The sequence below is a fragment of the Saccharothrix sp. ST-888 genome (assembly GCF_000955975.1).
Classification (GTDB): Bacteria; Actinomycetota; Actinomycetes; order Streptomycetales; family Streptomycetaceae; genus Kitasatospora.
This window is the reverse complement of the sequence record NZ_JYJF01000095.1, coordinates 20,124-29,588: the sequence shown is the minus strand read 5'-3', so window position 1 is coordinate 29,588 and position 9,465 is coordinate 20,124. Positions and strand designations below refer to the sequence as shown.

Annotated in this window: 10 protein-coding genes; 8 read left to right on the top strand and 2 right to left on the bottom strand. The window is 70.2% G+C overall.

What is annotated here, in order from left to right; translation table 11 throughout:
- Positions 1-262, top strand: a 262-nt coding sequence (locus UK12_RS43540) for a hypothetical protein (RefSeq protein WP_231591379.1), incomplete at its 5' end; no start/stop codon positions are given.
- A 373-nt stretch (positions 263-635) separates the two neighbouring features.
- On the opposite strand, the gene UK12_RS25185 is transcribed toward UK12_RS43540, so the two are convergent.
- Both UK12_RS25185 and UK12_RS25180 read right to left on the bottom strand, forming a co-directional pair.
- On the bottom strand, positions 636-1,403 hold the full coding sequence (locus UK12_RS25185) for a restriction endonuclease (RefSeq protein ID WP_052682146.1): 768 nt from the start codon (positions 1,401-1,403) through the stop codon (positions 636-638).
- Positions 1,404-1,727: 324 nt separating this feature from the next.
- Positions 1,728-3,074, bottom strand: a complete 1,347-nt coding sequence (locus UK12_RS25180; RefSeq protein ID WP_045305421.1) for a hypothetical protein — start codon at positions 3,072-3,074, stop codon at positions 1,728-1,730.
- Between the two features lie 158 nt (positions 3,075-3,232).
- Here UK12_RS25180 and UK12_RS25175 point away from each other — a divergent pair, with 158 nt between their 5' ends.
- Genes UK12_RS25175 through UK12_RS25140 form a run of 7 tightly spaced genes read left to right on the top strand, consistent with a single transcriptional unit; the run spans position 3,233 to position 9,448 of the window.
- Positions 3,233-3,439: a hypothetical protein gene (locus UK12_RS25175; protein ID WP_045305420.1), complete on the top strand. Its 207-nt coding sequence runs from the start codon at positions 3,233-3,235 to the stop codon at positions 3,437-3,439.
- Positions 3,440-3,496: 57 nt separating this feature from the next.
- Entirely contained in the window at positions 3,497-4,525 is a 1,029-nt protein-coding gene (locus UK12_RS25170) for an NAD-dependent epimerase/dehydratase family protein (RefSeq protein WP_082119926.1), read from the top strand.
- Entirely contained in the window at positions 4,522-5,400 is an 879-nt protein-coding gene (locus UK12_RS25165; RefSeq protein ID WP_045305418.1) for a glycosyltransferase family 8 protein, read from the top strand. The genes UK12_RS25170 and UK12_RS25165 overlap by 4 nt, the downstream gene beginning before the upstream one ends.
- Positions 5,397-6,926 carry a glycosyltransferase gene (locus UK12_RS25155; protein ID WP_052682145.1) on the top strand — a complete coding sequence of 510 codons (1,530 nt, stop codon included), beginning with the start codon at positions 5,397-5,399 and terminating at the stop codon, positions 6,924-6,926. The genes UK12_RS25165 and UK12_RS25155 overlap by 4 nt, the downstream gene beginning before the upstream one ends.
- Positions 6,923-7,540, top strand: a complete 618-nt coding sequence (locus UK12_RS25150) for an AAA family ATPase (protein ID WP_045305415.1) — start codon at positions 6,923-6,925, stop codon at positions 7,538-7,540. Before UK12_RS25155 ends, UK12_RS25150 begins: the two co-directional genes overlap by 4 nt.
- Entirely contained in the window at positions 7,537-8,493 is a 957-nt protein-coding gene (locus UK12_RS25145; RefSeq protein WP_045305414.1) for a Gfo/Idh/MocA family protein, read from the top strand. The genes UK12_RS25150 and UK12_RS25145 overlap by 4 nt, the downstream gene beginning before the upstream one ends.
- Positions 8,480-9,448, top strand: a complete 969-nt coding sequence (locus UK12_RS25140) for a phosphotransferase family protein (RefSeq protein WP_045305413.1) — start codon at positions 8,480-8,482, stop codon at positions 9,446-9,448. Before UK12_RS25145 ends, UK12_RS25140 begins: the two co-directional genes overlap by 14 nt.
- The last annotated feature ends 17 nt before the right edge of the window (positions 9,449-9,465 follow it).

The window sequence follows — 9,465 nt, the reverse complement described above, 5'->3', positions numbered from 1 at the left end:
GTCCTGGGACCCCTTGGAGCGGCCCGGAGTCGAGCACCGGAGGGAACCGGAGGTGATTCGGCACGGTGCCGTCCGCCGGCTCTGGGGGGCCGGGGACTCATGGATGTTCCGCTGGACCGGCTATCCCGAGCCCCGCGACTTGGCAGTGGCCCTGACCCACCCCGAGGCCGGAATCAGGGGCGCCGGATTCACCCGCCGCGGTGACGCCTACCGGGTCGCGCTGGGCACCGCAACACTCGAGCTGTGCGACGGGAAGGGCTGATCCGTGCGGTTCCTCACCGACCACCCAGGGTCCGCGCCTGTACTGGTAGCAGCCGTGGCCCTCGGCGTTCTCCGCTTCACGTTCCCGAAGGACTCTCGCCATCGCCTGGAGCTGTGGAAGGCATTCTTCGAGCACCGCCGTTGGCGCTGGCAGGTGACGGAGCATCGCCGTGCGACTGGAAGGTCCGGAAAGCCTGGTCAGCTCGATCGCCCTGCCGCAGCGGCACCACGGGGCGATGGCCGATCAGCTTGCCCTCCCGCCTGTCGGCAGCATCGTCTGCGTAAGAAGAGCGCCTACCGTCCCACGACCTAAGCGATCCCCTCGGCCAGCATGAGCATATAGGGGCGGAGCCCGTCAGGGCGTCCGCCCCGAATCACAGTTCGCAGAGCGCAAGACCCTCTTGCTCGGCAGCATCGACCTTCTTGGTGAGCGCGTCTACGAGCCCAATGTTTCCTTCGAACAGCTGGGAAACGTCTCGGCCAGTGAACATGATGATGTTGTTGCGGCTCCCCCGAGAGTTTCGCACGAAGTAATCGAGGACGCCCGGGTCGAAGCCAGCCATCGAGATGAAGACCCCACGGGTGCTGTCGAGTTTCCCGTCTACTTTCCCCTTGAAATCGAGGAGATCACCCAGGTCAGGCTGTGCTGACCGCCACCGGGCCTCGACAAGGTACGTGAAGCCTCGGAAGTGGAAGGAGCCATCGATCTGCTCACGATCTATGCGATAGGACGGGCGGTAGTCGAGGTCGTGGACCTGAAACAGCCGCGCCAAGAGCTTTTCAAAGTCGTATCCGCGGCCTTGGGTGCTCTGCCCGTTCCCCTGCTGCACCAGCGCAATGAACTCAGCACACAACTCACCGAGGATCAGGCGTCTTTCGGCGATTGCCTGCACACGTCGCTTCTCAGCCGCCTTCCGCGCTTCCGTAGCGGCCTGCTCGGGATTGACGAGGATCTGCTCTGCTACAGCTTCGCGCTTGAGCTCGGTCAGAGCTTCGGCACCAGCCCGCTGGTCCGGTGCATCAGCGTGTGGTCGCTTCATCTGGCATAGCTCTTCGATGATCTTCCGCTGGACCGCGTGGCCGACCGAGCCCTGTCCCCCGAGGTCATCGAAGAGTGCCCGAGCGATCTTGGCCTTACTCAACTCCGGCGAATCGTAACGATCATAGTGAGAGCGCGACACTCCAGCGTTAAGGAAGATGGCACGCTGATCGTCACGCCAGTGGAGTGCGTGGCGGCACACGGCTATGGCGGCACGCACTATCGCTGTCGGCAGTGGGCCAACACTGCCGTGGTTGTTCGACCGCAAGGTGGGCACGGGCAGCTTTCTCCTGCGTGTCGGCTCGCCCGCTTGGTGTCAGATCTGTTGGCTCCAACGGGGCATGCTCGCCAGAGTGATGAGAGGAAGGGACTGCAGTCCTATCGTCGCACAGCACCGCTTGCCGAGTGGCGAGTCGGACGAGATCGGTCAGGCTGCCATCGCAGGCAGAGCCCGAAGCCGCTCGCGGAACTCGGCGACGGTGGGCTCGGTGCCGTACGGCTTGAGGTAGCCGTCGAACTTGGTGAGGCGGTTGACGGCGCGGACGGAGTGGACCTTGGTTTCTAGGAGGTCCAAGCCGCGGTTGGCGGCGTCGAGGGCGCCATCGAGGTCCTTGCCGGCGAGGCGGGCGGTGGCGAGGCGACCGGAGCGGACGGCCTGGTCGCGGGGGACGGCGTGGTCGATGGAGGAGGCGAGGGCGTTGGTGGCGCGCTCGACCTGGCCTGCGCGGAGCATGACCTTGCCCTCGGTGGAGCTGAGCTGGGCGTCGCCGTACCAGGAGAGCCAGTTGGGGAGCTGGTCGCCGCCGTTCCTGGTCCAGAGGTCGTGGGCACGGTTGAGGGCGGAGCCGGCCTTCTGGTGCTGGCCGTCGCGGGAGAGGCTCTCGGCGTGGTGCAGTTCGAGGTAGCTGCGGACGCCAGGCTGCATGGTCGAGGGAGTGTTGGCGAGCGCGGTCTCGACTTGGGCGACGCGTTCGGCGGGGTTGCCGTTGTCGGAGAGGTGGACGCCCATTTCGGCGAGCAGGAAGGCGCCGAGGGCGTCGTCGCCCACGGTCTTCGCGGCGCGCAGGGCGCCGAGGTAGTACTGCTGGCCGGCTGAGCGCAGGCCGCTGTCGTAGGCCATCCAGCCGGCGATGTAGTTGACCTGGGCCGCCAGCCCGTAGAGACGGGCCTCGACGGCTTCGGTGTGTCGACCGTGCTTGAGCAGGCTGGTGATGATCGCCAGGTCGCCACGGGCCTGCTCGATGAGGCGGGCGCCGCCCATCTGGGCGTCCAGGGTCTGGAGGGTGGCGACGCGGGCGTCGAGGGTGTCGACCATGGAGTCGGTCACCTGGTCGCCGTTGAGGGCGGAGGCGAAGGCGGGCGAGGCCGAGGCCCAGCTCGCGGCGACGGTGGCCATGGCGGCCCCGGTGATGGTGAGAAAGCCCCGCCGATCCATATGACCACTCCTGACCAGTTCCACCAGTACGTCCACGGTACCGGCCTTCGTCCACGGCGCCGTGATGCCGGTCACCTCCCAGACAGGAAGCCATCGCGGCCACGGATTCGCAACCAGGCCACGAGGGTTGACGCCAAGAAGGTCAGCGAGAACGTACTGCGCGTCCGGCTCGGGCGCCTGGCCCTGCTCCCACTTCCAGACCAGCGTCCGGTTGGTCGCCAGGTGGATCTTCAATGCGGCGCCGTGGTCGCGCATCATCCGCGCGAACTGGATCTTTCCCCACCCGCGCGACTGCAGCAGGTAGGTGAGCGGGTGGATCGCCAGAACGTCTTCGCTCATCTCAACCCCCGGCTTTCTAGGCCCTGTTGGTGAGCGTACTGCTACCCGCTGCGGCGCGGGCGATCTCGGAGAGAAACCCCCTGGAAACGTTCCGCGACGATCGGCCGGGCCGCGACTCTGGACCAGCCGTCGTCCGAGGAGAGCGGAGGGAACGAGTCATGGCCGCATCCGCGAACCCGCAGCGGGGCCGCCACCGCGGCGCGCACCGTGACCCGCTGGGGACGGCGTTCACCGTGCTGTGGGGGCTGGGCCACGTCGTCACGCTCGCGCTGCTCGGGATCGTCGCCCAGCACCAGCTCGACGCCGAGCACCAGTTCGCGGCGCCGCCGGCTCGTGTCCTTCCGGATCGGGAGCCGACCGTCTGAGGGGGCCCGGGCTCCGCAGGTCCGTGCGGCAACCGTCTACGAGTTGAGGAGAAGCCTGTGCCACGCCCGCGCACGTCACAATCTGGGGGAACGGCAGCAACGAGCGCCTTCGCCCGCCGAACCGCCGTCGTCACCGGCGCTGCCGGGTTCATCGGCTCGCACATGTGCGAGCGCCTGCTGGACCTCGGCGCGGAGGTGGTCGGCGTCGACAACCTGCTGACCGGTCGCCTCGAAAATCTGTCGGGCCTGCGCTCGGTCGGAAGGTTCAGCTTCCAGGCCAGCGACGTGAGCCAGCCGTTCGCCGTGGCCGGGCCGGTGGACTTCGTCTTCCACCTGGCCTCGCCCGCGTCGCCGCTCGACTACGCCCGCCACCCGTTGGCCACTCTGAAGGTTGGCGCGATGGGCACGCTCAACGCTCTGGAGCTGGCCGAGGCGAAGAGTGCTCGGTTCCTGCTCGCGTCGACGTCCGAGGTGTACGGCGACCCGCTCGTGCACCCACAGCCGGAGCGGTACTGGGGCAACGTGAACCCGGTCGGGCCGCGCAGCGTGTACGACGAGGCCAAGCGGTACGCCGAGGCGTTGACCTCGTGCTTCCAGCGTTCCGGCAGCCTCCATAGCGGGATCGTGCGGATCTTCAACACGTACGGGCCGAGGATGCGCGCCGACGACGGACGCGCGGTGCCCGCGTTCATCCAGCAGGCACTGACAGGCGATCCGATCACCGTGGCCGGCGACGGCAGCCAGACCCGCTCCCTGTGCTTCGTGGCCGACACCGTCGAGGGCCTGCTCGCCGCCGCCACAGCGGATCACGCTGACCCGGTGAACCTCGGCAACCCGCACGAGATCACCATGCTTCAGCTCGCCGAGGAGATCCGGGCGCTGGCCCGCTCCTCGTCCGCGATCACCTTCGTCCCGCTGCCCGCCGACGACCCGAAGCGCCGCTGCCCCGACATCGCCTCGGCCCGCGCCCACCTCGGCTGGGAGCCCACCACCCACCTGCGCGACGGCCTGCGCCGGACCCTCGACTGGGCTGAGCAGCACTTCCCCCGCCAGGCCACCGCCACTACCGGAAGGGGCGTCTCGTGAACACCACCTCCCGCCTGCTGCCCGCGCTCGTCTGCGGGGTCGACGACGGCTACGCCCGCCCGCTGCGGACGCTCATGCACTCGATCGCCGCCGCCCACCCGGGCGCCGTCGAGGAGCTTTGCCTGATCGTCCTCGACCAGCAGATCAGCGACGCCAATCGGCAGGCGATCCTGCGGGACGCCGACCGTACGGGCCTGCGGACCGAGCTGCGGCCGGCGCCCATGACCGACCCGCGCTACCCGGTCTCCCACTGGGTGAGCGGCGCGGTGTACGTGCGCCTGGCCATCCCGGAGGTCATCCCGGACGAGCGCCGGGTGCTGTACCTGGACGCCGACACGCTTGTCCTCGGGGATCTGCGCCCGCTGCTGCGGCAGTCCCTGGGCGGACGCCCGATCGGGGCGGTCCGCGACCCGCAGAACCCGGTCATCGGCCGGGGCATTCAGCTGCCGGGCTGGGATGAGCTCGGCATCCCGTACGGTCGGGACTACTTCAACAGCGGCGTGCTGCTCATCGACCTGGAGCGCTGCCAGCGGCTCGGTGTCTTCGAACGGTCGAGGCAGTTCCTGTCGGAGCACGCGGACAAGGTTCGGTTCTGGGACCAGGACGCCCTGAACTGGGCCATCGACGACAACTGGACCCGGCTGGAACGGCGTTGGAACACCTTCGCCATGTCCCCGCAGGCCGCCCAGCCCGGATTCGTCCACTACGCCGAGGCAGACAGCCCGCTCGCCCGGCTCCTGGAGGACGAAAAGACCGCAGCCCTGGTGCACTTTGCTGGCCCCGACAAGCCCTGGCAGGCCGGCTACCCGGAAGGCCAGCTCCGCGACACCTACCGGCTGTTCCACGACTACGTCGCAGCGGGAGGCACCGGATGAACACCCGGAAGCCGTTCTGGCGCCGCCCCACCTGGTGGATCGCTGCCGCTGTGGCCGCGCGCAACGCGAACGGGCTGCGGCAGGTCCGCCAGACGCTGGCCTGGGTCGACCGGCCTCGCCTGGCGCGGCAGACGGAGCCGGTGGTGCTGCACGTCGTCATCCCGGTGCTGCGCGAGCAGGAGCACGTCACCGGCGCGCTGACGTGGTTCGTGCCGCTCCTGCGCGACTTCCCGGGGTCGACGCTGACCCTGGTGTCCACGGCGCGCGAGGAGCGCGAACGCAAGCACCTCGCCAGCCGGCTCGCCGGGGCGAAGAGGGCCGACCTCACGGTGCAGCGCTTCCCCCAGCTGACCGGCGAGGAGCTGACCGCCCTCGCCGAGGCGCTGAACACGGCCGGCGAGAACGCGCTCACCCAGGCGAAGGCTGCCGAGGCGCTGTCGGACTTCCCCACGACGGCAAACGTCATCGCGGACGAGATCGCGCGCCTTCAGGAGCCCGCTCCGGTGGTCCGGCACGTCCACTACGAAGGAGACGGTCGGAAGGCCGCCCAGGTGAACGCCGCCGTCGACCAGCTCGCGGCGCACTCCGCTGAGGAGTACATCGCCGTCTACGACGTGGACTCCCGCCCGAGCCGCGAATTCCTGCTGCGAACCGCCGAGTTCCTGGCCCGCCGCCGGGCGGAGGACGGCGAACTGCCCCGCGTCGTCCAGCAATCCGCCCGCTTCACGACGCAGGGCGCCGCCGGTACCTGGTGGGAACGGAGCCTGTGCCGAGGCGCCGCCCGCGCCCAGACCCTGTGGACCGTCCGCCGAGAGATCCCCAACCTCCGCCGGTACGCCACGGTCACACGGAGCGGCCCTGGCCGACGAGGTCTGGCGCAGACCGTAGGACACGGCCTCCTTGTTCGCGCCGACGTCTTCCGGGAGATGGGCGGCCTGCCCACCTTCACCGTGCTCGACGACGTCGCCTTCGGCTACCGGCTCACCCTGAGCGGCATCCCGGTCGACAGTCTCCCCTTCACCACCACCGTGCCCGCCGCCGAGTACCTGCCCGAGTTGCTAGCCCAGAGCGAGCGCTGGTTTCAGAGCTACCTCGACTACCAACAGTGCGCCGCCCGCTGGCACGCCCAGGACCACGGCAGCCGCCTTGACCACGCGGCGGCGCTCGCCATCGGCGCCTACCGGGGCCTGGCCTGGCTGCTGGTCACGCCCGCGACGGCCACCTGCCTGGCCCTCGCGCTCGGTCCGCGCACGCGCCTGCCGGTCCGGGCGACGGCTGCGGCAGCGCTCTGGACGGCCACCGTCGCGCCGGTCCGCCTGCTCGCCCAGGCTGAAGGCCGGCCGCTGACCGTACGCGAGACCGTCACGCAGAGCGTGGAGACGCTGGCCGGACTGCTGCTCAAGAGCATCGGCCCGATGACCGCCCTCGGCCGCTGGGCCGTCACCGGGACCAGGCACTCGGCGCTCGCCCCCAAGAGCAACCGCCGAACGGCCTCACCCACCACCTCGGACAGGGAGACACCGTGATCCTCGGCATCGAGGGCGTCAGCTGCGTCGGCAAGACCACGCTGGCCGCCGCACTCGCCACCCACCTCGACCAGCCCGTCGTCATCCCCTGCTACTACCACGCCAGCCTCGACCCGACCCGGTTGCCGAAGCCCGACCCCTTCACGGCCGACCACCAGTTGGCCAACATCGCCCAGTTCCTCGACGTCGAGGAACTCCGCTTCGCCCGAACGCTGCAGGCCCTCGCCGAGGGGAGGGACGTGCTCCTCGACCGTACCGTGGACACCCTCCTCGCTCACGCGCACGCGGTCGGTCGGATGTACGGCTTCGACTGCGACGACCAGGCCCAACGCGCCGTCACCAGCCGGGCCGTGGCGATGCCCGACCTGACGATCGTCCTCACCGCAGACCCGGACGTGCTCGCCCGCCGCGCCCGCCTGCGCAAGGGCATGCCGACGATCTTCTACGACCGCCACTTCAGCGAGCACTTCAACGCCTACTTCGACCGCCCGCTCGCCCCGGCCGTCGTCCGGCTCGACACCACCACCGGCTCGCCCGAGGACCTTGCCGCACGCGCCCTTGACCACATCCGCCGCCACCAGGCCGGCGAGCACCCCCTGCGGGAGGCATCGTGAAGGCCGCCCTGGTCGGCTGCGGCAGCATCGCGAGCCGCTGGGTCCGCTCGCTGCTCGCGGACGGCCGCATCGGGATCGCTGCCCTCGTCGACCCCGACCAGCAGGCGGCACAGGCGCTCGCGGACCGGTACGAGCTGCACCCGGTGTTCGCCACGACGCTCGACGAGGCGCTCACGCTGGCCTCGGTCGACGTCATCGTCAACCTCACCCCGCCCGACCACCACTACCGAGGCAGCCGCGAAGCCCTCTCCCACGGGCTCCACGTCCTGACCGAGAAGCCCCTGGCCCTGAACCTGCCCGACGCCCTCGACCTCGTCCACCTCGCGCACGAGCGCGGCCTGCTGCTGGCCGTCATGCAGAACCGAGGCGCCGACCCCGGTTTCCTCGCCTTCCGCGACATGGTCCGCCTCGGCGCCGAGCCGCCCTTCGTCGTCACCGCCGACACCTTCGTCGCGCTGCCCGGCCCCGGCTTCCGCAGCCGCCAGCACCTGCCTGTCACCACCGACCTCGCTGTGCACGCCTTCGACCAGGTTCGCACCCTGATCACCGCGCCTCCGACCGAGATCACCTGCACGGAGACGCCGGCCAGCTTCCTCGCTCCGCACAGCTCGATCGCGGTGGTCACCGTGCGCTTCGCGGACGACTCGCTGTTCACCTACCGAGGCGGGTTCATCGTGGACCCGTTCCTGCGAACCGATGCCAACGGCGACTGGCGCGTGGAGGCCCGAGGCTTCGCCGCCCGATGGGCCCCGGACCCCGCCACCAAGCCGAGGACCACCCCGGCCTATCAGCGGTGCATCACCGCCATGGTGGACGCCCTTCACCAGCCCGGCAGCGTCCCCGTGCCCGCCGTCGACAACCTCGGCTCCATCGCCCTGCTGGACGCCGCCCTGCAGTCCGCCGCCAGCCGACGCCCCGTCCCGGTGCGGGAGGTCCCCAATGCCTGCTGGTGACGCCGTCATCGCCCGGCCCCACCCGCTGCTGCTCGACGCGCTCACCGCGGCCGGCTTCGACAGCACCGACGCGCAGTTCACCCCGCTGAGGTCCGGAACGGACAGCCTCCCCTTCGCCGCCACCACCCGCGACGGCGACGAGCTGGTCGTCAAGGCCCGCCGTGCGGGAAGCCGCTCGCGCTACGCGACCGCCGCCTGGGCCTCGGCCCGGATGCGGGAAGCGGGCATCCCCGCCGCCCGGATCATCTGGCACAGCATCGAGGCGTGCGTCGAGACCCGCTGTCCTGGCCGCCCGATCGAAGCGGAACCGCCGCAGCCAGCAGACCTGGACGCCGCCGCCCGAGCGGGTGAGGTCCTCCGCCGCCTGCACACCGTCGAGGTCAGCAGCTTCGGCCAGCTCGAGGGGCACGGAATTGGCCAACACTCCACCGTCCAGGGCTGGTTCCTCGCCCTGCCTTCCCGCAGCACACCGAGCCTCGACGGCCTCGATCTGCCCGGGCTCCTGCGCCGCACTCGCTTCATCCTCGAAGCCGGAGCCAACCGCCTCCCGTGGACGGCGCCCAAGCTCCTGCACGGCGACTGGGTCGGCCGCCACCTCTTCACCGACGACCGGCACATCACCGGGGTCGTCGACCTGGAGAGCGTTCGAGGCGGCGACCCGCTGGCCGAACTCGCCGGCTGGTCCCTGCGCGAACCCGCCCCGATGACCGAGGCCCTCCTCGCCGGCTACTTCGACGGACCGTTCCCCGCCGACAGCCTGCTCCCGCTCGTTCTGTTCCGCCTGCGCATCGCGGTCTCGCTCCTGCACTTCCACGCCTCCTGTGATGACCAGGACATGGTCCGGCTGCGGGCCGCCCAGATCCGGGCCGACCTCGACGACCTCGATCACGGCGAACTCACCGCCGTCCCGCGCATCACCCCGGACCCCTGCTCCGCCGAACGGCGACGCCCGTAAGCCGTCCCGCCTGGAAG

Excerpts from the sequence above, each read along its gene's own strand:
- UK12_RS25180 (WP_045305421.1), bottom strand. The coding sequence starts at position 3,074 with ATGAGCGAAGACGTTCTGGCGATCCACCCGCTCACCTACCTGCTGCAG.
- UK12_RS25175 (WP_045305420.1), top strand. The coding sequence starts at position 3,233 with ATGGCCGCATCCGCGAACCCGCAGCGGGGCCGCCACCGCGGCGCGCAC.
- UK12_RS25155 (WP_052682145.1), top strand. The coding sequence starts at position 5,397 with ATGAACACCCGGAAGCCGTTCTGGCGCCGCCCCACCTGGTGGATCGCT.
- UK12_RS25140 (WP_045305413.1), top strand. The coding sequence starts at position 8,480 with ATGCCTGCTGGTGACGCCGTCATCGCCCGGCCCCACCCGCTGCTGCTC.